This window comes from Sphingomonas sp. SFZ2018-12 (assembly GCF_022496715.1).
Lineage (GTDB): Bacteria > Pseudomonadota > Alphaproteobacteria > Sphingomonadales > Sphingomonadaceae > Sphingomonas.
This window is the reverse complement of the sequence record NZ_WTFM01000002.1, coordinates 190,473-209,255: the sequence shown is the minus strand read 5'-3', so window position 1 is coordinate 209,255 and position 18,783 is coordinate 190,473. Positions and strand designations below refer to the sequence as shown.

The window sequence follows — 18,783 nt, the reverse complement described above, 5'->3', positions numbered from 1 at the left end:
GTTCTTTGTCGCGTCCGGAGCCGCATTGACACCGTTCATCGGCGGACCGCCACGATTCGGCGCAACGCGACCGGGTGGCGAAGCGGGTTAATTTGACTTCAACCTGTTTGTTCCACAGGAAAACGGGAAGTCGATCCAAATCAAACCGGATCGGCAGGGGAGCGGGGCGCATTGTTTCTGCGCGGTGAAATCGGGTTGGACCAGGCCGGCGGGACCAGTGCGCGTTCCACCGACCGCGCGACCTCGGCTGCCGGGACCCCCGCCGCCCCCGTCACGGCGATCGACCGACTGCGCGCGCGCTTCCCGGATTTTGAGCTGGTCCCCGATCTCGGTAGCGATATCGGCAGCCGGGTGTGGCTGCGCGGTGTCGCGACCTGTGCGGGATTGCTGACTTTCGTGGCGCTGCTCTCGCCAGGGATCGAGCCCGTTTATGGTGCGGTGACGCCGGTCGTCAGCGACGCGTCGCTCGATGAAGTGCGCAGCCTGTCGATCAGCCCGCTCGGCCTGGGCGCGACGACGGGGATGCGCCTGGGCGCGACCGCGCGTGTCGCGCCGCTCACCGATACGCCCGAACGTCCGATCATCGAACTGGCCGCCACGCTGGCACAGGGCACCGCGTTCGAACGCGTACTCACCCGGTCGGGTGTCGGCAGCGACGATGCCGAGCGCGCCGCCGCGCTGGTCGCCAATGCGGTCAGCCTGGGCGAGATCGCGCCGGGGACGCGGCTCAACCTGACGCTCGGCCGGCGCGCGGCCAAGACCGAGCCGCGCCCGCTCGAAAAGCTCGCCTTTCGCGCCCGCTTCGATCTGGCGCTCGAGCTCAAGCGTGCGGCGACGGGGCTTGCGCTCAACGAAATTCCGATCGCGATCGACCGGACGCCGCTGCGTATCCGCGGGACGGTCGGCAGCAGCCTCTATCGGTCGGCCCGTGCCGCCGGCGCGCCTGCGAAGGCGGTGGAAGCCTATATCCGGTCGCTTGCGACCCGCGTCCCGATCGGCCGGGTCGGTTCGGACGACGAATTCGACATCATCATCGAACAGGCGCGCGCCGAAACTGGCGAGGTCCAGCTGGGCAAGCTGCTGTTCGCCGGGCTTGATCAGGGCAAGCGCGAAATCCAGCTCGTCCGCTGGGAACAGAATGGCCGGACCGAATGGTTCGACGCCAAGGGGGTCGGTGAGCGGCGCGGGCTGATGAACCGCCCGGTGCCCGGCCGGGTGACCTCGGGCTTCGGCTATCGCCGCCACCCGGTGCTCGGCTATCAGCGGCTGCACAAGGGGCTCGACCTCGCCGCGCCGCACGGCACGCCGATCCGCGCTGCCGATGACGGCGTGGTGGCGATGGCCGGATGGAACGGCGGCTATGGCAAGTTCGTCAAGCTCAGCCATGGCGGCGGCATGGCGACCGGCTATGGCCATATGAGCCGCATCGCGGTGAGCGCCGGCGAGCGCGTGCGCGCGGGCGAGGTGATCGGCTATGTCGGCTCGACCGGCCTGTCGACCGGTCCCCACCTGCATTACGAGCTGTGGAAGAACGGCGGCGCGGTCAATCCGTCCAGCGTGTCCTTCTCGACCGTGCTCCAGCTGGGTGGGGAGGAGCTTCGCCGCTTCAAGGCACAGCTGAATCGGCTGATGGCGGTGCCGGCGGCGGGCACGACCGCGTCGCGCGCCACTGCCGCGTCGAAGGTCACGGCGAGCGTGCAGGACCCGGCGGCGCGACCGCGCGGTTGAGGCATCTGGTCCGCACGGCGACGGACGGTTTCATCTGAAGGGCGGGAGCGGGACGGCGCGGCGCGCGGGAGGCGAGCGCGCGATCCCGATCCGTTATTTCCCCTGCGAGCGCCAGCGCCGGACGGTGCGTTCGATCGCCTGTTCCTCGCCGCCGGACTTGCGCCACAGCTCGGTGAACACCGGGTCGCTCGATGCCGGCCGCTTATGCTCCTCCAGCGTGTCGAGATTGACGCGGATCGGCGTCGATACGCCCTCGCCGCAGATCACGCACTCGCGATTGCGAAGCGCGGGGATCGAATCGAGGAAGCCGCGCGAGCCTTCCGGCATCGCAGCGCGGACGAATGCCTGGTCGCGATCGTTGTTGAGGCGCATCGTGATGATCGTGCCGCACTGCGACAGCACGCCTTCGGCCAGGTCCGACGGCCGCTGGGTGATGAGGCCAAGCGAGACGCCGTATTTGCGGCCTTCCTTGGCGATGCGGCTGAGGATGCGGCCGACCGACGATGCGTCCGCGTTGCGCTCGTTGGGGACATAGCGGTGCGCTTCCTCGCAGATCAGCAGCACCGGCTGCTTTTCCTCGTCGCGCGACCAGATCGCGAAGTCGAACACCAGTCGCGCCAGCACCGACACCACGACCGACGTGATTTCGGACGGCACACCCGACACGTCGATGATCGAAATCGGCTTGCCGTCGCTCGGCATGCGGAACATGCGGGCAAGGAACGTCGTCATGTTGTCGGCGACCAGCATGCCCGAGAACATGAAGGCGAAGCGCGGATCGCTGCGGACTTCCTCGACCTTGGTCTTCAGGCGCAGATAGGGGGCAGTGTCGCCCGCGCGGTCCATCTTGCCCATTTCCTGCTGCAGGATGTTGGTCAGGTCAGACAGCAGATAGGGGATCGGCGCGTCGACGGTCAGCTTGGTGATCTCCTGTGCGGCGCGGCTCTTCGCCTTGGCCGCCAGCAGGCACTTCGCCAGGATGTCGGTGTCGATCAGCCGCTGGTCGCCCTGCGACGTCAGCAGCACCTCGCAATGTTCCTCGAAATTCATCAGCCAATAGGGCATTTGCAGGTTCGACACGTCGAACAGCTCGCCCGAATGCTTGAACGCGGCGCCATATTCGCCGTGCGGGTCGATCATCACGACATGGCCCTGCGGTGCAAGCTGGCAGATGCGGTGCAGGATCAGTGCGGCGCTGGTCGACTTGCCGGTACCGGTCGATCCCAGGAGCGCGAAATGCTTGCCGAGCAGCGCATCGACATAAAGCGCCGCGCGGATGTTGCGCGTCGGATAGACGCTGCCGATTTCGATGTGCGGGCGATCGTCGGCGGAATAGATCTGCTTCATGTCGGCGGCCGACACCGGGTAGACATTGGCCCCCGGCAGCGGATAGCGGGTGACGCCGCGACGGAACCGATAGAGCTTTCCGGTGAGCTTTTCCTCGTCCGCTTCGCCCAGATAGTCGATCTGTGCGACGATCATGCCGTCGATGCGGTCGTCGAAGCGTACCGAACGGATGCTGGCGACCAGCCAGCTGCTGCCGACGCGGATCTTGATCTGGCTGCCGATCTGGCCCGCCATCGCGATCGCGGTGTCCGCATGGCCGGCCAACGCTTCGAGCGCGGTGCGATCCAGCCCCACCTGGCTGTTGGCGCCCGTGATATTGGTCACCACACCGATCGGGAGCGCGGCGACGTCGCCGCCGATCACGCCCGTGCCGACCGACTCTGCGTGGTCGAACGCCTTTGCACCCTCAAACTCTGCCATGGCCGCTCCCCGGATCTCCACCCGCGGTGATGCCACCAAATCCTGAAGAAGTGGTTCGCGCCCGATCAGAGACGACGCCAGATCGCCCCCGCGCCCCAGCCCATCGCGAGCGACAGCAACACCGCCGACAGCCCGTAGAGCACCGAGCTGTTCTGAGCCGCCGCGGCCACGAAGCGTTCGAACCCCGACTTTCGGATGTTGATTTCGCGCACCGCCGCCGCCAGCACCCGCCCGTCGCGGATCAGGAAGGTTTCCGCGGTGAAGCGCCCGACGGGTACGCGCGCGGGGATGGCGATGCGCGCGCGGTAGAGCACGTCGTCGGTGATCTCGACCGCGCTTGGCGCCTCATAATACAGGCCCGCGCGCCGGCGCAGGTCGACGAGCCCCGCGGTGAAACGCGCCTGTTCCTCGGTGCTGGTGGCACCGATCGGGGACAATTGCAGGCTGTCGAGGCCGAGTTCGTAGATGGCACGGGTGCGATCGTCGACCAGCTCGCGGATCGGCCGGGACGATGCGATGGCGTAGAAGGAGGGGGCCGATCGCCAGCGCACCTGGTCGGCGTTGACCCAGATGCCGGCGACCTTCTCCTTTTCGCGCATCCGCACCGACTGGGCCGGTCCCTTGACCACCACCACGATGTCGGCGGGGGTGTCGCCACTCGGCACGCGCCCGCCGGGGTAGAGGATCGCGCCGAACAGCAGGAGCTCCGCGCCGGTGAAGCTGTAGATGATCTCGATGTCGCGCTGCGACACGTCGGGGACGAGCACCGGCTTGGTCGTCGCCATCAGCATCGGTGCCAGCAGCGCGGCGGCGAGGGCGGGGCGGAGGCGCATCAGGCGAGCTCGACCGTGAAGATCTCGTCCGGGCGCCAGGCGAGACCGAGCAGCATCCGGGTTGCGACGGCGAGCACCATCAGCGCCAGCGCGAGCCGGAGATATTCGGGCTTCACCCGCTGCGCGAACCGCACGCCGATCTGCGCGCCGCTCACCGATCCGATCAGCAACAGCCCGGCCAGCACGATGTCGACCGCCCGGGTGGTCAGGGCGTGCACCATCGTCGCCGCCGCGGTGACGAACAGGATCTGGAACAGCGACGTGCCGACGACCACGCGGGTCGCCATGCCGAGCAGATACAGCATGGCCGGCACCAGGAAAAAGCCGCCGCCGACGCCCAGCAGCATCGTCAGCACGCCGGTCAGCAACCCCAGGATCAGCGGTGCGAGCGGCGAGATGTACAGGCCGGATCGATAGAAGCGCCAGCGCATCGGCAGGGCGGCGACGATCGGGTGATGCCGCCGCCGGCGTGCGGGCACCGGCGCGCCCGTCCGGCTCGCGCGAATGCTGACGATCGCCTCGCGAAGCATCAGCCCGCCGATCGATCCCAGCATCAGGACATAGAGGATGGCGATGACCGTATCGATCTGCCCCGACGATTGCAGTAGCCGGAACAGTCCCGCCCCCAGCAGCGATCCGACGATGCCGCCCACGACCAGGACGGAGCCCATGGTCAGGTCGACGCCGTCGCGGCGCAGATGCGCGAAGACCCCCGACACGCTTGCCCCCGTCACCTGCGATGCCGCCGACGCGGCGGCGACCGTCGGGGGGATGCCATAGAAAATGAGCAGCGGCGTGGTCAGAAAGCCGCCGCCGACCCCGAACATGCCCGACAGGAACCCGACGCCGCCGCCCAGCAGGATGATGACCAGCGCGTTGACCGACAGGTTGGCGATCGGGAGGTAAAGGTCCATGGGCGGGACGGCATTCCGGTTGGTGGCGTGGGCGGCGTGCGCTCGCCATAGCGCGCGCGCGGATCGGGTGCCACCGTCGGAAGTGACGTCAGAAATCGGTGCCGATCGAGAGCGCCGGCCCCGAATCGGGCCGGGCGCCGCCGGCCACGCGCTCGCGCCAGTCGATCGCGACGCGGAACCGCTGGCCGGCGATCGGCAATGTCGCACTGAGCGCCGGGCCGACATCGACGCGATGGGCGTCGCGTTGCGCGCTCGCCCACAGCCCGGCACCGACCTCGAATCGCGTCCCGCGCGCGCTGGCCACCGGCCGAGCGACGCGGGCGCCGCCCTCGACATAGGGTTCGAGCCGCGCGCGTGCGACCGCGCCCGCCTGGCCAAAGCCTTCCAGGTCGAAGCCCAGGCCGATGTCGGTCGGGCCGACGCCTGCCACCGCGCCGACGCCGGGGCCGCCGCTGATGCTGTCGTCCAGGGGTATGCGCTGCTCCGCCACCAGCCGGATCGGACTGGCCTGGGGCTGCCATTCGAGCGCGACCATCGCCTCACGCCCGCGCGACGCGAGCGGGATCGCTGCGCCCGCGGCGGCGCTCAACCCTTCGTCGTCGAGCCGGTAACGGACGCGCCCGCCGGCCTGCGCCCCGCCCAGTTGGCCGGCACCCGCGGCGGCCGGCACGCCGTTGCTCCGCGCGAACAGCCATGCGCTGCCCGACCAGCGCGGATCGCCGGCCGCGGGCGCGCGCAGCCGCGGCGCGTCGGCGAAATAGCGGTCGACCAGCTGGGTGCTGCTCGCCACATGGACCGCCGCCAGCATCGCCAGCTGGACGCGTTCCGCCCTGACCGCGCGGCCGGGCTCGCGCACGTCGATCAGCCGCGCGCCGATCGCTGTACGGTGATGGCCGGGGTGTTCCGACGCGTGCGGCGTCGAACCGGCCGCGCGCAGGCGGGCCATTGCCGCCGCCAGCGCGGGTGTCATGCGCACACCGCCGCCCTCCATCGGGAGCGGTGCGGGCAGCGCGATCGCCGACCGGCCCGCCCCTGCCATCGGGTGCGTTATCGGCCCGACAACGCGCGCGTCCGGCGCATCCTGGTCGAACCAGACAAAGGCCGCGCGCGACATCGCCCACAGGCTGAGCAGGATCGCGGCAAAGCGCAGCGGCCGTCCGTGTGCCGCGACATTAAATACGGTTGCAGGAGAGGCGGGATATGGCGGGCCTTTTCGGGACATAGTGGGACGATAATGCCCATAAATCGGGGGTTTCGGCCATTTTGGCGCGGTTGAGGGAATTATTGTCGTTTTCCCGGTCCTTCGCGTGAAAAATGGCGCTCCAGCGCGAACAAGGGGCGCAAAAACCGCAGAAATGCGTGGGTGGGGTGCCGGCACGTCCCAGTTCCGACGACAATAATTTCCCACTTCGACAAAAGGCCGATGCGGCCAGGGTTTCCGGGTCATGCAAGGGTTCTCAACCGGGCAAAACGTCCCAGATAGAACTGGGAAAAGAAGTGGGAAAAACTCGGACGCTGGCGGCTCATGTCGGCCGACTCGAAATGATCAGCTCGGTAACCGGTTTGGGGCGGTCGTTGCCGCCGATCGAGTAGCTGGTCTGAACCTCCTCGATGGCGAAGCCGGCGAAGATGCGGCGCACCTCGGAGTGGGCGTTCAGACTGAGCAGGAAGCGGCCTTTCAGGCCCGCGAGCAGCTCGGCCATTTGCTCAAACTCGGCGCGGTCGAACATTGCCTGGCCATAGTCGTTTTCGCAGCCGTAGTAGGGCGGGTCGAGGTAGAAGAGCGTGCCCGGCCGGTCGTAGCGCGTGAGGAAATCCTGCCACCGCATCCGCTCGATCACGACGCCGGCCAGGCGCTCCCAGATCGCCTCAAGCATCGGCTGCAGGCGGGTGACATCGAACCGCGCGGAGTTGACCGGGCTGACCCCGAAATGGCGGCCGGCGACCTTGCCGCCGAAGGCCAGGCGCTGGACGTAGAGGAAGCGCGCGGCGCGTTCCAGATCGGTCAGTGACGACGGCTCCTGGCGCAGCAGCTTTTCGAAGTTCGCGCGCGAGGTGACCTGGAACCGGAGCATTTCGAGGAACAGCACATAGTGGCGCTGGAGGATGCGGAAGAGCGTCGAGACGTCTTCCGACCAGTCGTTGATCACCTCGACCTGGGAGCGGACATCGCGGCGCAGGAACACGCCGCCCATGCCAACAAAGACCTCTGCATAGGTGAGGTGCGGCACCTTCGCGATGCGGGCGATGATCCGCTTCGCCAATCGGCGCTTGCCGCCGATATAGGGCGCGACCGGCAGCACCGGATCGATCGGCGAAAGGGCAATTTCAGAGGTGTTGAAAGGCGGCTGCAGCGCCGCTGAAATCGGACTCGACTCCGTCATGATGTTCCCACTATGTTCCCTGCCTCCGGGCCGGAGGGCGGGATGGCCAGACCTGGCCAGGATGGTCATGACGGGTCGAGACCGTCGGCATGGGGCGTTGGCGCGCCCCGTCCCCCGCCTCTCGGCGCGGAATTGCTTGTTAAGGTGGCGCGCGCTATATGCGCGGAGCGGTGCACGCGACGCGGTAAATCTTCCCTCCGTAGTGCTAGGTTTCTGGCCGTTGATCACTTTGTGGGGGACAGGAAGTCCCCACCGTGCGCCGCTCATGTTCCCCTCCGATCGAGCAGGATCGTCAGAGTGCGTGTCTCGGCCGTCATGTTGCGCGGTCGGCTGGCGTGGAAACTGACGACGGCCGGCAAAGGCTCGCCGGCGTCCTGGCGCACCACCACCTTCCACAACCGCCCACCTTCATCGGCGAAGTAGATTAAGCGGCTGTCGCCCTGCTGGGCGATCACGATCGCGCGATCGACGATGTCGGGAAGCAGGCGATAGTTGGCAACGGTGAGTTCGGGGTGTCCGCGTGAAATCTCCGGGGCCTCACCGCGCTGCTTGCGGTAGACGGCGGTCGGCAGCACGACCAGGCGGGCCTTGGCCGAGATCAGCGCCTGTTGGTCGACAGTCAGCAGCGCCACCGGAAAGCTCGCCTCGGGCAGCGCCAGAAACTGTTCGAACGCGGCATCATCGACGATCTCGCGCAGCGTCTGGCGTGCAGCGGCATCCAGGCCGGCGTCGGCCGCCGCGATGATCGATGCTGCCGCCTTGTCGGCCATCACGCGCAGGTGCGCCGTGCCGGGATTGTAACTGAAGCCGGGGTCGATGCCCTGCGGCACATCGAAAGCCTGTCCGGTCGCGGCGACGAAGATGGTCGGATTGCCGGGCGGGAGCTGATCGTCGGGGGTGACGGACCAGCCCATGCGCTCAAGCCGGCGCTGCGTCACCTGTTCGAAGCCGCATTTGCAGCCCCAGCCATTGGGCGGGAAATGGGTCTGCCACCACGGGTGATCGACCGGGAGCACGATGCCATACCAGGGGATATGGAGCTGGCGCTTGCGCTCCGAGGTCGACGGCACATAGCGCAGGTAGGGAAAAGCGGCTTTCTGGCGCTGGATGCGCGCCCAATGACCCGCCGCCAGGCTCATGCGGATGTTGGTGTTGTAGATGACGCGCAGCCGGCGCTCGTTGACCACGATGCGCTCGTCCGTGCCGGTCAGCTCGCGGTTCTGGACTGCGCCCCACCATCCGGCGCGCTGCAGCTCGGGCAGGATCGCGGTTTTCCACCGATCGAAGCTGCCGCCGTCGCGGATCTGTTCGTCGAGCGATGCCTGGATGGTGCGGAGCAGGTCGAGGCGGGCGATCTTGGCGACAGTGAAGGCGGACGCATGGTTCTCATGCATCATTTCGGACCAGCGGACGGTCGGCTTCAGCTCGCCGCGCGCCTGGAATGCGCGCACGGCGTCGGTCGGCTCAAGGAAGATGGAATAGCCGAGCGGATCAGGCATCAGTCGGCGGTGCCGGGTCGGCGTGTTTCACGACGCGGGTGCGGCGACAAAGGGCGGCCGAGAAGCGAAACCCCGCCCAGCAAAGCTCGACCTCGACGCCTTCGAACTCACCATCGTGATCGCAGTGCATCGTCTCATACGCTGAGAGGCGAGGAAGCCAAGCCCAAAGGGACCTCATGCGTCGATGTTGCCGAGCTGGAGGCGGAAAGTCAGCGCAACCACCCAAGGGTTCGCTGCCCAGGCACCGGGGCCATGAAGACTGTTCCACAATCGCTTGAACGCCGAGCTAGCCGTGTAATCCTGCCCCTCGCTCCATGTGATTGGCGTCATGTTCACCCGCCCGGGCGCTGTCTGAGCCAGCTTGGGAGGATCGGCCCGGACACCTTCCGCAGCGATGTCCGCCTCGCTGATGTCCTGCAGCCGCTGCACCCGTACGTCGTCGACGAGCAGCGTGATGCGGCTGGCCCAGCGCGGCATGAAGATTGAAGGCCGCCACCTATCTGGAAGACAATCCCAATCGGCATCGACCCTCTTTCCGAAGGCGTCCAAGACATGGCTGAACGATGGCGCGCGAACCTGTGCTTCCCCACCGGCGCGATAGTCGATCCAGCCAACGCAGGGCACAGCGTCAGGCGCCCAGCCTTCGCAGGCGTCGGGCGCAACTCGCCACGTCTCGCGCACCCACAAGCGATCGCCGGCGGCGTAGCCCGCTTCTTTGGCCGACAATGCCACCATCGCTGCATTGCACTCTGACTGCCGATCGTGCGGGCAATCGCCGGTCGGACAACCATAGTATTCCGGGTTGCGAAGGAGCCTGCGCGTCTGCGTCTTTCGGCCGGCAAGCAGCGCGCGCACCATCGGTGCGGAGAAGATGATGGGGCGGTCGGTCATTCGCCCGCCCTCCGGCTATTCTGGCAGGCGACCAGGCCGGTGAGCCAGTCGCGCTTGACGTTGAGGCCGCCGGCGAAGGCGTTGGCGTTCGCGACGCTGGTGCCGTCACTGACCGCATGAAGGACAGAGCCTAGGCTTCGGACCTGGTCGTGCGCCATGACAACCACCATCACCTTGAGATCGCCGCGTTCCAGCAGAGAGACGAGTGTGGACGCCTCATCTTCCGCAAGGCGGCACCACGCCTCGCCGAATGCGTCATGGGGTGTCGTTGCAGAGGAGCTCATTGCTCCTTGTCCAATAGCTCGGGGTGTTCAACCTCAAGCATCGCTAGCGTCGCTGCCACTAGGGCGGCGAGCTCAAAAAGGCTGGAATGCAGCCGCTCCGCCTGAGCAGCATCGATGACCGTGCCGTCAGGAACTTCGTCGAAGAGGTCCTCAATTTCATTGAACGGAACGGTCATCCGCCCGAGAAGGTCTCTGCCACCATAGCCAATGTATCGCTTAGCTTCGACCTCCACATGGCCCAGCACCGCCGGCAAGTGGTTGTTCGCTGTAAACTCGTCATCGCTCATGCAAGCCTCCTTCAGCTCAGTTTCTCAGTCGTGCCGTCCTGGGTCGCGGCCTTGAGCCGGGCGGCGAAGCCGGCGCGTTCCAGCGCCTGGGCGAGCGGGGCTTCGTCCATGGTCCCGAGCGCGGATGCGATCAGCGCACGGGCGGCTTCTTCGGTCTCGGCAGCGAGGATGCGCTCAATGAGCGTGCCGGTGATCGCGTCGGCGGCCCGGTAACCGCTGTCGGCGATCATCCGGTCGACGATGCTGTCTGCGTCGTCGCCCTCGTCCTCGGCGAAGCTGGTGGCGGGCGTATTTGCCGGAGCGGAGCCGCTTGCCGACTGGTCAGCCGAGCGCTGGGCAATGCGGTCCTGCCAGCCCTCGTCGATCGCTTCGAACACCTCCGGGCCGAACACGAGACGGCCGCGATAGGGTTCGACCTGGTCGAGGTCGATTGCCTGGCCCTGGTAGCTGATCGTGACGTGCGGCAGGTAGCTCGGGTGGTCCCAGCTCGCGCCGGCGTCGCGCATCTCCTGATGCCGCCATTGCAGCGATGCGTCCTGAAACAGTAGCGCGATTGCCTCGCCCTCACCCAGGCGCCGGACCAGGCGCGGGCCGCCGGGCTCCACGACCAGCTCAGCCGGGCCACCCCACCCCGTCATCGCAAACCAGTTCACCGGGCGCTTCGAATACGTGACGGTTACATGGAGATCGTCCGGCTCCAGCGTCGTGGCGAAGCCCTGCGACCGCGCCCATTCGAGCAGCTCGGTCGCATTAATCAGCTTGCGATAGACATAGAGCGGCGCTGGATCGTCGGCCGCGAAGCTGGCGGCGTCGGGCATCTGCCGGGATGGCAGCCGGCGCGCCGGATCAGCGTCGTTTGCGTCTTGTGCTGTCGGAGTGGGATCAGCGGCCCCGGCGGGTGCGTCGGGATCGGTCTTGCGGACGAAGCCCTCGCCATATTTCTCGTTGAAGCTGTCGGCGGTGCGGACCCAGCCACCGCGCGCGTGGATTTCGTCGGTCTTGGCGCTTTCGGCCAGGTCCTCCTCTTCCTCGACGATCCGGCGAACGACCGGCGCGGCGACGTCCGGCCCGTATTTGAAGTCGGTCCACCAGCGCGCCGGGCCGGCGGTGAAGCTGTCGGTCTGCAAATCCGCGTCGGACTTGATGACCTCCAGCTTGACGCCCTCATGCACCTGCCCCTGGGCGCGCGATGCGCCGTCATCGGTGGTCATGGTTTGCGACAGCACGACCTTGGCGATCGCGCCGTCCATGTAGCGGCACAGCTCCGCATAATCGCCGACGCCGGCGCGAGCGGCGGTCAGCAGCTCGACCGCCATCCCTTCCGGCACCACGAAGCCGCTGTCGGTGGCGATCGCGCTCAATGCATTGAGCAGGTTGCGGATGTCGGTCGGGCTCGATCCGCGCGGATAGGTGCCCTTCGCGGTCGGGGTGCCGAACTTGTCCAGGAAGATGTTCCAGAAGCGGATGCCGTTGCGCTTGAACAGCACCGGCCAATAGAGCCAGTGGGCCAGGCCGACGCCGTAGACCTCGTCGTCGTTCGATCCGCCGACCGCGTGGACCCAGAATTTGCGCTCCGGCAGCACCTCACCGCGCGGCGAGGCGGTGGTCAGCATCCGCAGCCGATCCTCCGCATCATAGCGGAAGCGGCGGGCATGGCGGACCTTGATCGCGGCGAAGTCGAAGTCGTTGGTCCACATGACCTCGGCGACCGCGTAGCCGTAGAAGGTGGCGAACAGCATCTTGCGGGTGATGTTGTCCCACCCGATCCGGCGCAGCATCCGGCTGAACTCTTCGGCCGCCGCCTTGGACCGCGGATCGTCCTCATCGCCGGGCACGACCTCCCAGTCGCGCGACACGACCGCGCCGATGCGCTGCTGCAGCGTCGAATAGACCTGATCGTCGCGCAGGATCTGATCATAGGCCCCCCAGCCCACCGAGCCGAGCAGGATCGGGTCGGCGGCCTCGCGCAGCTCGCGGACCCAGGGCTGGGTGATGTCGCGGCCGTCAAGCGTCGTCGCGATCTCGGAGCGCAGATTGGCCGGCAGGCGCGAATTACGGGTGGAAGGTGTCTTGGCCATCAGAATGCAAGTCCGTTGTTGCGCGGGCCGACGCTGCCGAAGCCGCGCATCGACACGCTCATTTCAGGGGCGCTGGGGCGCGGCGTGCCGGTGGTGTGGACCTCCATCGGCCCCACATCCTCGTCGGCGGCGGCGCGCAGGTGCATTAGCGCGATCGCGTTGTCGCCGTGGCGCTGGCCCTTGGCCCCGTCGGCCTTCGACACGACGGAGCGGTCCGGGATCTTGGGCACGCCATCGACCAGCTTGATCATGCGCAGATCTTCGAGCGTCGCCTCGTCGAGCGGGATCAGCATGGTGCGGTCCTGGATCGAAGCCTTCAGCTTCGGCATGAAGGCCAGATAGGTCTTGTCGGTCGCCTGGACGGCTTCGATGCGGGTCGCGCCCCATTTCTGCTGGGCATATTCGGCCAGGGCCGAGCCGTTGCCGCGCGCATCCATCTTGCCGGCGCAGAAATTGGGCACGCGCGCGAGGATCCAGTTGAGCACGAACTCCTGCTCGCGGAACGGCACGTTGCGCATTTCCAGGATGAAGCGGACGATCAGATTGAGGTGCTCGTCATGCTGGCCGAACGCCATCGGCGACACGTCGCCGACGCGCGCAAAATCCTGGCCGAAATAGGTGCGGCGGAGCGGATCGAAGTCGCGCAGATAGGGCAGCAGCTCTTCTTCGAGCAGCTCGCGGACGAAGTCGGTGCGATACTCGTCCGGTTGCAGCTCGAAGCCCTGGGGGCATTCAATCCGGATGACCGGCAGGTTGGGCGACATGGCGGCGACGATCGACGCGCGGGGCAGATAGACGCCTGTGCCGCGCGACGGGATGACGTCCAGCTCCTCCTCCGCCGCCGAGCCGTAACGCTTGCGGAGCTTCGCCTCCCATTCCGCCTCGGCCTCCGGCGACCAGGCCTTGCCGGTGCGCAGGCAGATGCGCTTGAACAGGCCGTCGGCCAGCGCATCCTTGAGCGTGAGGCGCATGACATGACCCTCGCGCTTGCCGGCGCGGATTTCCTCGATCAGTTCGTTGAAGGCGTTGTCCGCGCCGTCGTGGGTCGAGATGACGATGACGTGGCTGCCCCACATGGTCAGCGCCAGCGCGGCGGTCAGCAGGGCGGAGAGCTGATCGTGGAACGCGGCCTCGTCGATGATGACCTTGCCCTGCATCCCGCGCAGCGAGCGCGGCTTGGACGACAGCGCGATCACCGCCTTGCCGGAGGGGAAGTCGACGCGGAACGCCTTGATCCCCTCATCCGACCCGTCGTCGAACAGGAACTCAGCCGCGTCGGTCGCCACCTCGTTGAACGCCTTGGCGAAGTCACCGACATAGCCGATGAACTCGCGCGTCATGTCGAGATTGTAGGCGATGTAATAGACGTTGTCGGGCCGCTCCGCCGGGGCGGCGGTCAGCACCGCATCGGCGGCGAAGCCGTAGGTGATACCGGTGCGCCGCGACTTCTCGATGACCAGCAGCTCGTGCTGGGCGCTCAGCGCGATCGCCGACGCCTGATATTTGAGCAGGATCTTCAGGTCATCATGGGCGCTGGCGGCGGCACTGGCAGACGTCATTAGCGGCGTCCCCCTGCCTTGAGCGGACGCCAGGCAACCTGACCGTCGCAGATGCGGGTGAGCAGGTCGGCGAGCTGCAGTGTGCCCGCCTGGCCGTCCAGGGACACGAAATCGATATGCGGTGCCGGCTGTCGCGTCCGCTCGGGTCGGCGATGGTTGGAGATGCGGACCAGCCAGTCATGGCCGCGCGGGCAGGTGAGCGTAAGGTAGCGCGACGCGCTACCCGGGCAGTGGCTGGACTTCACCCCGCCCGCGCGAAAGCCGAGCGAGACGGCCAAGTCGCGCACGCGCAGGGTGAGAGGCAGGACTACGCGTCCTTCAGCCATGCCCTGTCCGGCGACGATCCGGAACGTCGTCACAGCTCAATGCCCAGGATCTGTTCCTTCACCTTCCGGATGGTGTCGGCCGACGCGCCTTCGCGGCGCAGCTCCTTCTCGGCCTCTTCGGCCGCCAACTTCTTGGTCGCCTCGCGAATTTGGCGGTCGCGATCGGCGTCGATCTTGGCGGCGGACAGCAGGTCCTTGGCGGCGCGCGCCAGGAAATGAAGCTCCTTGCCGTCAATGTCCGGTTCTTCGCCCGAGGCGAGCGGGATCATGGCGCGGACCGCCACGCTGTTGATCAGCTGGATCAGCAGCTTGCCGGCATCGTTGTTGCTGTCGCCGAAATCCTCGCCGAACGCCTTGGCGATCGCCATGACGTTGCGCTGCTGGTCCGCCATCTCGCGATAGCGGATCGAGTAGCGGCCGATCGCGCTGCGCGACACGTCGCCGCCCAGACTGTCGACCAGCTCGACGATCTCGTCGATGCTGGCACCACGCCCGATCGCGCGGTCCACGCTGGCGCGGATCGCCGGGTCGAGCTTTTCGACGGAAGAACGGCGCGGCACGTCAGATCGCCGATTTGAAGGGGGAAATGCCTTCAAAGGTGACACTGCCGTCGGCGATGTCACGCCCGCGCATGGTGATCTCGCCGACGACGAACACGCCGAGCAGCTCGACGGCCATCATACCGTGATCGGCAAGCCAGCACATCTGATCGGCAACCTCGTCGCGCGACACCGGGTGCCCCTTGCCCTTCAGCACGACGGCGAGAGCATCGTGGTTGTGCGTGCCGCCGATCGCGGCCAGCTCGTCGAGGATGGCGCGGCGGATCACGACCGCCTTGCTCGGCGGGGTCATTCGCGCAGCCCCTTGTCGATCAGGATCTTGAGATAGTCGTTGGTGGTGCGCAGCTGACGGTCGACCGACTCGGTGCGCTCCTCAGCCGCGCTCATCTTGGTCGAGAGCTGGGCGATCGCCTGCATCAGCTCCATGCGCGTGGGCGGGGTTTCGATGTCCTTCTCGATCTGGTCGAGCCGGGCGTTCTGCGCGGCTTGATCCGTCACGAGCGTTGCGACGGTGTCCTGGACATCCTCGACCTTGGCGGTGAGGATGGCGACATTGTCGGTCAGGCCGGACACGTCGGCCTTGGTCGGGAACTGCGACCGAAGCCACAGCACGACCGCGCCCAGGACGATCGAGATGAAGAGGGTGAGGATCGGCCAAAGGTCGATGGCGAGTTGCAGCCAGGCCATAATCAGGCGGCCAGACTGCGGTGGCGAAGAACGGACAAGACGCACCCCCGATGAACAACGGACGGCGTCTGCGTAACTGGCTACGGTCGGGCGGGCGGGTTATCGCCCTCAGCTACCGGCGATGCGGCTTGCTCGATCATGTCGAAGATGCTGATCTGGCGCGGGTCGTGCGCGCGCCGCCTGGCCAGGGCAGCGATCGGCGGGCCATCCTCGTCCCGGCACGCCAGGAGCTGGATCACATAGTTGCGCGACGTGCCCAGGATGACGGCGGCATCGCGCTTCGACAATTCACCCTTGCGGACGAGCGCGAGGACGCCGCCGCGCCGCGCACGATCGACCGCGTGACGGGCGACTGGCACGAAGAACTTGTAGGGGCCATAGACCCGGCTGACAATCGCCGCCTTGGCGGGGCCGATCAGGTCGCGGAACGGGTTCCGCTCGGCATCGATCGGGATGTAGACCGACTGGCCGCCATAGGCCGCGACGATGCGCAGGGTGTCGTAAGCGCCGATATGGTCCGCGAGCTCCAGCATCTGGCCGGTCCAGCCCTTGCCGGGCCGCACGTCGGCCGGGATCGGCAGATCGGCGAGGCGCGGCAGGGTCGCGGGATCGACGGCCGCGCTCATGGCGTCAGCAGCGCACGATAGCGCCGTCCCAGAAGCTTGATGCAGGCGTCGAGCTGCTGGGGGGTGGCGGCCAGCTTCGGATCGATGCCGATGTGCCTTTGGCAGAACTCCCAGTTGCCGGTGGCGTCGCCGCGATCGAGCAGGCGCACGATGAGCGCGGCGATGACCGCGCCCCGCTCACCCTGGCCGTCCGATCCGGCCTGCGCCGCCGGCCAGGTGACCCCGGCGCGCGTCGCCCAGCTCTTTAGCGCCTCAATCACCGACATGGCCTGGCGATGGTCGAGGAAGCGAAGTGCGTTGACGCCAGTCTGGCGCTTGACGAAGGCGTCGAGCTGACGATCGCCGGGTTCGTGGATCTCGCCCAGCCAATAGAGGCTCCACCACAGCGCCTTGATCTTGGCGAAATGCGGCCGATGGGCCATTGGTGCAGCGCGATCCTTGTTGAGCAGGTCGAGCAGCTTGCCGAGCTCCGCGATCGACATGTCGGACAGGCTGGCGCGGCCGATCTCGCGCTGCTGAAAGGCGCGGCGATCGTCGTCGTCCATGCCGCGACGGCGGCAGGCGGCGCGGACCGCACGGATCATCTTGACCTGCACCTCGCGCTTAGCGCTGTCGGGGCGCTTGGCGCTGTCGGGGCGCTGGGCGGCCGAGCGCGGCGGTTTGCGGGCGGGGTCAGCCATGTTGCCCCTCCTGGACGCCCAGCATGGCGAACACGCCCCCGCGCCGCTTGATCTCGTCGAGCAGCTCGCCATCGGTCAACTCGGCCGCCGCCGGTTTCGACGGCAGCGCATAATTGCGCTGCGCGTAGGGGCTGCCGTCCCGGACCAGATGGCCCTGGTCGATCAGCCGTTGCACGGTGCAGTGCGTGGTCGATACGGATGAACGACCGAGCAGCCGGGACAGCTCGCGGATCGTCGGCACCAGGCGGTGTTCGGCGTGGTAGGCGCGGATCGCGTCCAGCGCGCGCAGCTCGACGCGGGTCATTGCATCGTCTCCCCACCCTGGCCGGCGTGCGCCAGGTTACGATTGGCGGCGAAGACAGCATTGGCGAGCTTCGTGCAGAAGCGATCGACCTGATCGCCAGAGAGGCGCACGGCGAGGCCGCCGGAGCCGCCGGCCATGATGGTGATGTAGAGATCGGGGCCATCGGCTGCGACGCCGATGCCGGTAACCTGGCTTGGACTAGGTTCGGCGCGGCGGACGTCGCCGAAAATTCCGTCTAACTTAAGCTCGGTCATCGTGGTTTCCTCCAGGGTGGTCAGGGGTGCTTCGCGCGCAGCGCGTTGATGGCGGCGAGCAGTTGGGCGGTGCTGCGGGTGGTGGCTTCGCGGAACCGGGTGGCGCTGTCCGAGCCGCCGTCGAACTTCGAGATGATCGACTGAACGGTGCGGGCATCGATGCCGAGCTTGGCCGCGATGCCCCGATAGCCGACGCCCTGGTCCCACAGGTCGAGCACCTGGCGCTCGGTGCGGTGCAGGGCATCGCTGCCGACCTCGCGGCGCGGGACGACGAGGTTGCTCATGGCTGCGGCTCCGGCATGTCCGGCAGCAGGTGCGGCGCGTCCGGCATCGCCGCGATCTGGGCCAGGAACTCGACGACATCGTCGCCATAAGCCTCCTGCGCGCCGACCAGCGCGCCGTCGCACGGGGCTTCGGTATGGGCCGGCCATGCGATCAGCGAGGCGATGCCATAGCGGCCGATCGGCAGGATCGAAGCGGTCCACCCGTTGGGCAGATGGAGCCGGATGATCGCTTCGCCGGCGTCGTTGCGATCGAGCCGGATCATTCGCCCTGCTCCTCGGTATCGACCAGCTCGACGCTGGCCGGCTTGGCCTGGGCGAGGTCGATGAAGAACTCGTCGGTCTGGCTGGCGCGGAAGCCTTCCACCGTGAGCAGCGGCCCGGTGAAGCCAGGTTCGCCGACCGCCTTGATCAGCGCCGGCTTGTCCAGGCTTTCCTTCACGCGGATGAAGGCGTCGCCAATGCCGTTGGCCAGAGCCCGCAGCCACTTGATGGCGGCGGCTTCGTTCATCCCCTTGGGCAGCTTGAGCTTCGGCGTCGTGGTGCGGACGCCGATGACGCAGCCGGCGAGCGGCAGCGACTTGCGCTTGCCCTCGGTCAGCTGGGGGCCGGCGACCGCCCACCAGGCGCGGAGCTGGCGGAACAAACCCTCCGCCTGTTCCTTGACCGGAGCGATCGCCTCGTCCCGTTCGGCCTGGATCGCGGCGATCGCGGCCTTGGCGGTGGCGTCGAGCCGCTCGATTTCGAGCTGCAGCTGGGCATAGTCGCCCAGCATCCGGGTCGCCTCCTCGATGGTGACCGGGGCGTCCTGTTTGGGTGCCTTTCGGCGCGTCGTGGCCAT

23 protein-coding genes are annotated in these 18,783 nt (G+C 67.3%); 1 reads left to right on the top strand and 22 read right to left on the bottom strand.

Going from position 1 to position 18,783, the window contains the following annotated elements:
- Window positions 1–171 precede the first annotated feature (171 nt).
- Window positions 172–1,728: a M23 family metallopeptidase gene (locus GO308_RS09990; RefSeq protein WP_240885360.1), complete on the top strand. Its 1,557-nt coding sequence runs from the start codon at window positions 172–174 to the stop codon at window positions 1,726–1,728.
- Window positions 1,729–1,821: 93 nt separating this feature from the next.
- Here the strand turns inward: GO308_RS09990 and GO308_RS09985 are convergent, their stop codons facing one another.
- The 22 genes from GO308_RS09985 to GO308_RS09880 all read right to left on the bottom strand — a co-directional run bounded on the left by GO308_RS09985 (window position 1,822) and on the right by GO308_RS09880 (window position 18,783).
- Entirely contained in the window at window positions 1,822–3,495 is a 1,674-nt protein-coding gene (locus GO308_RS09985; protein ID WP_082731151.1) for an ATP-binding protein, read from the bottom strand.
- A gap of 65 nt (window positions 3,496–3,560) precedes the next feature.
- Window positions 3,561–4,328, bottom strand: coding sequence for a TIGR02186 family protein (locus GO308_RS09980; protein ID WP_066483594.1), 768 nt, complete (start codon window positions 4,326–4,328; stop codon window positions 3,561–3,563).
- Window positions 4,328–5,242 (bottom strand): sulfite exporter TauE/SafE family protein, encoded by a 915-nt coding sequence (locus GO308_RS09975; protein WP_066483595.1) that lies wholly within the window; start codon window positions 5,240–5,242, stop codon window positions 4,328–4,330. Before GO308_RS09975 ends, GO308_RS09980 begins: the two co-directional genes overlap by 1 nt.
- Window positions 5,243–5,330: 88 nt before the next feature.
- Window positions 5,331–6,464, bottom strand: coding sequence for a hypothetical protein (locus GO308_RS09970; RefSeq protein ID WP_240885359.1), 1,134 nt, complete (start codon window positions 6,462–6,464; stop codon window positions 5,331–5,333).
- Window positions 6,465–6,765: 301 nt separating this feature from the next.
- Window positions 6,766–7,695 (bottom strand): DNA adenine methylase, encoded by a 930-nt coding sequence (locus GO308_RS09965; RefSeq protein WP_240885358.1) that lies wholly within the window; start codon window positions 7,693–7,695, stop codon window positions 6,766–6,768.
- Between the two features lie 194 nt (window positions 7,696–7,889).
- On the bottom strand, window positions 7,890–9,125 hold the full coding sequence (locus GO308_RS09960) for a phage minor head protein (RefSeq protein ID WP_240885357.1): 1,236 nt from the start codon (window positions 9,123–9,125) through the stop codon (window positions 7,890–7,892).
- 174 nt (window positions 9,126–9,299) lie between these two features.
- Window positions 9,300–10,016 carry a hypothetical protein gene (locus GO308_RS09955; RefSeq protein ID WP_240885356.1) on the bottom strand — a complete coding sequence of 239 codons (717 nt, stop codon included), beginning with the start codon at window positions 10,014–10,016 and terminating at the stop codon, window positions 9,300–9,302.
- Window positions 10,013–10,300: a hypothetical protein gene (locus GO308_RS09950; RefSeq protein WP_240885355.1), complete on the bottom strand. Its 288-nt coding sequence runs from the start codon at window positions 10,298–10,300 to the stop codon at window positions 10,013–10,015. The genes GO308_RS09955 and GO308_RS09950 overlap by 4 nt, the downstream gene beginning before the upstream one ends.
- Window positions 10,297–10,587 carry a hypothetical protein gene (locus GO308_RS09945; RefSeq protein WP_240885354.1) on the bottom strand — a complete coding sequence of 97 codons (291 nt, stop codon included), beginning with the start codon at window positions 10,585–10,587 and terminating at the stop codon, window positions 10,297–10,299. Before GO308_RS09945 ends, GO308_RS09950 begins: the two co-directional genes overlap by 4 nt.
- An 11-nt stretch (window positions 10,588–10,598) precedes the next feature.
- A complete protein-coding gene (locus GO308_RS09940) occupies window positions 10,599–12,665 on the bottom strand; it encodes a DUF935 family protein (protein ID WP_240885353.1) in 2,067 nt (688 codons plus the stop codon).
- A complete protein-coding gene (locus tag GO308_RS09935; RefSeq protein WP_240885352.1) occupies window positions 12,665–14,224 on the bottom strand; it encodes a terminase family protein in 1,560 nt (519 codons plus the stop codon). The genes GO308_RS09940 and GO308_RS09935 overlap by 1 nt, the downstream gene beginning before the upstream one ends.
- Window positions 14,224–14,550 (bottom strand): hypothetical protein, encoded by a 327-nt coding sequence (locus GO308_RS09930; protein ID WP_240885351.1) that lies wholly within the window; start codon window positions 14,548–14,550, stop codon window positions 14,224–14,226. The genes GO308_RS09935 and GO308_RS09930 overlap by 1 nt, the downstream gene beginning before the upstream one ends.
- Window positions 14,551–14,579: 29 nt before the next feature.
- Window positions 14,580–15,110 carry a phage protein Gp27 family protein gene (locus tag GO308_RS09925; RefSeq protein WP_240885350.1) on the bottom strand — a complete coding sequence of 177 codons (531 nt, stop codon included), beginning with the start codon at window positions 15,108–15,110 and terminating at the stop codon, window positions 14,580–14,582.
- Window position 15,111: 1 nt separating this feature from the next.
- Window positions 15,112–15,402 carry a hypothetical protein gene (locus GO308_RS09920; protein WP_240885349.1) on the bottom strand — a complete coding sequence of 97 codons (291 nt, stop codon included), beginning with the start codon at window positions 15,400–15,402 and terminating at the stop codon, window positions 15,112–15,114.
- Window positions 15,399–15,797, bottom strand: a complete 399-nt coding sequence (locus tag GO308_RS09915; RefSeq protein ID WP_240885348.1) for a hypothetical protein — start codon at window positions 15,795–15,797, stop codon at window positions 15,399–15,401. The genes GO308_RS09920 and GO308_RS09915 overlap by 4 nt, the downstream gene beginning before the upstream one ends.
- Before the next feature lie 80 nt (window positions 15,798–15,877).
- On the bottom strand, window positions 15,878–16,423 hold the full coding sequence (locus tag GO308_RS09910) for a hypothetical protein (protein WP_240885347.1): 546 nt from the start codon (window positions 16,421–16,423) through the stop codon (window positions 15,878–15,880).
- Window positions 16,420–17,103: a regulatory protein GemA gene (locus GO308_RS09905; protein WP_240885346.1), complete on the bottom strand. Its 684-nt coding sequence runs from the start codon at window positions 17,101–17,103 to the stop codon at window positions 16,420–16,422. Before GO308_RS09905 ends, GO308_RS09910 begins: the two co-directional genes overlap by 4 nt.
- A complete protein-coding gene (locus tag GO308_RS09900) occupies window positions 17,096–17,407 on the bottom strand; it encodes a MarR family transcriptional regulator (RefSeq protein ID WP_066673017.1) in 312 nt (103 codons plus the stop codon). The genes GO308_RS09905 and GO308_RS09900 overlap by 8 nt, the downstream gene beginning before the upstream one ends.
- Window positions 17,404–17,661 (bottom strand): hypothetical protein, encoded by a 258-nt coding sequence (locus GO308_RS09895; RefSeq protein ID WP_066673016.1) that lies wholly within the window; start codon window positions 17,659–17,661, stop codon window positions 17,404–17,406. Before GO308_RS09895 ends, GO308_RS09900 begins: the two co-directional genes overlap by 4 nt.
- A 20-nt stretch (window positions 17,662–17,681) precedes the next feature.
- Entirely contained in the window at window positions 17,682–17,945 is a 264-nt protein-coding gene (locus GO308_RS09890) for a helix-turn-helix domain-containing protein (protein ID WP_240885345.1), read from the bottom strand.
- Window positions 17,942–18,208, bottom strand: a complete 267-nt coding sequence (locus tag GO308_RS09885) for a hypothetical protein (RefSeq protein WP_240885344.1) — start codon at window positions 18,206–18,208, stop codon at window positions 17,942–17,944. The genes GO308_RS09890 and GO308_RS09885 overlap by 4 nt, the downstream gene beginning before the upstream one ends.
- Entirely contained in the window at window positions 18,205–18,783 is a 579-nt protein-coding gene (locus GO308_RS09880) for a host-nuclease inhibitor Gam family protein (protein ID WP_240885343.1), read from the bottom strand. Before GO308_RS09880 ends, GO308_RS09885 begins: the two co-directional genes overlap by 4 nt.

Excerpts from the sequence above, each read along its gene's own strand:
- GO308_RS09945 (WP_240885354.1), bottom strand. The coding sequence starts at position 10,587 with ATGAGCGATGACGAGTTTACAGCGAACAACCACTTGCCGGCGGTGCTG.
- GO308_RS09885 (WP_240885344.1), bottom strand. The coding sequence starts at position 18,208 with ATGATCCGGCTCGATCGCAACGACGCCGGCGAAGCGATCATCCGGCTC.
- GO308_RS09930 (WP_240885351.1), bottom strand. The coding sequence starts at position 14,550 with ATGGCTGAAGGACGCGTAGTCCTGCCTCTCACCCTGCGCGTGCGCGAC.
- GO308_RS09955 (WP_240885356.1), bottom strand. The coding sequence starts at position 10,016 with ATGACCGACCGCCCCATCATCTTCTCCGCACCGATGGTGCGCGCGCTG.
- GO308_RS09975 (WP_066483595.1), bottom strand. The coding sequence starts at position 5,242 with ATGGACCTTTACCTCCCGATCGCCAACCTGTCGGTCAACGCGCTGGTC.
- GO308_RS09915 (WP_240885348.1), bottom strand. The coding sequence starts at position 15,797 with ATGGCCTGGCTGCAACTCGCCATCGACCTTTGGCCGATCCTCACCCTC.
- GO308_RS09970 (WP_240885359.1), bottom strand. The coding sequence starts at position 6,464 with ATGTCCCGAAAAGGCCCGCCATATCCCGCCTCTCCTGCAACCGTATTT.
- GO308_RS09940 (WP_240885353.1), bottom strand. The coding sequence starts at position 12,665 with ATGGCCAAGACACCTTCCACCCGTAATTCGCGCCTGCCGGCCAATCTG.
- GO308_RS09890 (WP_240885345.1), bottom strand. The coding sequence starts at position 17,945 with ATGAGCAACCTCGTCGTCCCGCGCCGCGAGGTCGGCAGCGATGCCCTG.
- GO308_RS09960 (WP_240885357.1), bottom strand. The coding sequence starts at position 9,125 with ATGCCTGATCCGCTCGGCTATTCCATCTTCCTTGAGCCGACCGACGCC.
- GO308_RS09910 (WP_240885347.1), bottom strand. The coding sequence starts at position 16,423 with ATGAGCGCGGCCGTCGATCCCGCGACCCTGCCGCGCCTCGCCGATCTG.
- GO308_RS09900 (WP_066673017.1), bottom strand. The coding sequence starts at position 17,407 with ATGACCCGCGTCGAGCTGCGCGCGCTGGACGCGATCCGCGCCTACCAC.
- GO308_RS09895 (WP_066673016.1), bottom strand. The coding sequence starts at position 17,661 with ATGACCGAGCTTAAGTTAGACGGAATTTTCGGCGACGTCCGCCGCGCC.
- GO308_RS09905 (WP_240885346.1), bottom strand. The coding sequence starts at position 17,103 with ATGGCTGACCCCGCCCGCAAACCGCCGCGCTCGGCCGCCCAGCGCCCC.
- GO308_RS09880 (WP_240885343.1), bottom strand. The coding sequence starts at position 18,783 with ATGGCCACGACGCGCCGAAAGGCACCCAAACAGGACGCCCCGGTCACC.
- GO308_RS09985 (WP_082731151.1), bottom strand. The coding sequence starts at position 3,495 with ATGGCAGAGTTTGAGGGTGCAAAGGCGTTCGACCACGCAGAGTCGGTC.
- GO308_RS09980 (WP_066483594.1), bottom strand. The coding sequence starts at position 4,328 with ATGCGCCTCCGCCCCGCCCTCGCCGCCGCGCTGCTGGCACCGATGCTG.
- GO308_RS09950 (WP_240885355.1), bottom strand. The coding sequence starts at position 10,300 with ATGAGCTCCTCTGCAACGACACCCCATGACGCATTCGGCGAGGCGTGG.
- GO308_RS09935 (WP_240885352.1), bottom strand. The coding sequence starts at position 14,224 with ATGACGTCTGCCAGTGCCGCCGCCAGCGCCCATGATGACCTGAAGATC.
- GO308_RS09965 (WP_240885358.1), bottom strand. The coding sequence starts at position 7,695 with ATGACCATCCTGGCCAGGTCTGGCCATCCCGCCCTCCGGCCCGGAGGC.
- GO308_RS09920 (WP_240885349.1), bottom strand. The coding sequence starts at position 15,402 with ATGACCCCGCCGAGCAAGGCGGTCGTGATCCGCCGCGCCATCCTCGAC.